Source organism: Microcystis sp. LEGE 08355 (genome assembly GCF_015207185.1).
In the GTDB taxonomy this organism is placed as follows: Bacteria; Cyanobacteriota; Cyanobacteriia; order Cyanobacteriales; family Microcystaceae; genus Microcystis; species Microcystis panniformis.
The window spans coordinates 1-1,312 of record NZ_JADEXI010000886.1 but is presented as its reverse complement, the minus strand read 5'-3'; the positions used below and the strand labels follow the sequence as shown (position 1 = coordinate 1,312).

Sequence of the window (1,312 nt, the reverse complement as noted above, 5' to 3'; positions counted from 1 at the left end):
AAGACAAACATTTTACGCACGGGTTACTTAGATAAAATCAGTATAGCACAATAAAAGTTAAGTTAACAAGCTATAGTTTAAAAAGCCGTCCTAAAAGGACGGGGCTTTAACCCAAAATTTCGGTAATCGCGATAGTCTCCCCTCACCGGCAGCAAGTCCCGCGCTTCTGCGTAGAGCAGAAATAATAATTTATACAGCAGGGATAAACTCGCCTCATACAATAAATCTGGCTGTATGTCTGTATTTAATGATACAAAACCCTTAGAAATATCGGGAAAAATGCGATCGAAGACTAACTCTTTTAGCTCGTTACCCACTCTGGTGGCATAGGTGGTACTTCCCTCCCGGATCCGTTCAAGGAAATTCTGACCGTGAATATCCTTAATAAAAGCCTCTTGACGGAAAAATAACCAGAAATACCGAAATTTTTGCCGGTCTCCCCCTTCTAATAGTTCCATCAAGTCCACTGGATAAAATTCCGTGGCTGTGGAGGACGCTTGACGGTAATATAAGCGCCATTCTCGACCATTGGTGAGAATACCCCAATCTACTCCCGTCCCCGTCAGATAATTGGTGATCTGAAAGGAAGGATTACTATTTTTCCAGATATCTCGCTGATCGTTCTTAGAAACGTCACTAAGAGAACGTTGCCAGTATTTGGCCTCAGCGATCGCTAAAACTTGACTATAAAAGGCTCTTTCATTATTCTGGAGAGCATAGGCTTGATAACGGTCATTTTCTGTGGCAAATAGGGCATAATCTGGCCTTTCTGACCTTCCTTTTCCCCTACTGCTTACCTGCGGTATATAACTAAAACCGAGAATTTCTAGAATCGGTTGTATTAATTCTGCTTCCGTTTGCGCTTCGTTAAGAGTCGGCAAAATCGCCTTTTTTTGTTGATAAAGACTCTCTAAGCGGGAAAATGCCACGGATACATCCTCTTGCCATTCCGGAGAATCTGGCAGCCGATGCTCAAGATAGTGTTGAGAAAAAAGTGGTTTATTGCTTGCTTGTCCTGACATGGGCAATTATCCTAACATTGAGGGTATCTAGCCTAAAAATGAAGGGTTTGCAGGCAGGCACGGATTCCCATTATACAAAAAGTATATGTCAAGTCTCCGATTTTGTCAAGGGTTTTGGCCAAAAAAAATCGCCAAGACTTACCACAGCCGCAGGCTTGAATCGTAATACCATTTTTCTAAAGTAATGGCAGAGATGGTTAATCGCCCTCACCCCTAACCCCCCACCCCCCCGATGTCGGGGGGGCAAGGGGGGGTAAGATACCTGCCAAGAATAAAGAAAAATGGTATAA

Annotated in this window: 1 pseudogene; it reads right to left on the bottom strand. The window is 43.1% G+C overall.

Features of this window, described 5'->3' with window-relative positions:
- Positions 1 to 122: 122 nt before the first annotated feature.
- A pseudogene (locus tag IQ242_RS24965) lies at positions 123 to 1,022 on the bottom strand (restriction endonuclease); the annotation flags it as partial.
- Between the last annotated feature and the right edge of the window lie 290 nt (positions 1,023 to 1,312).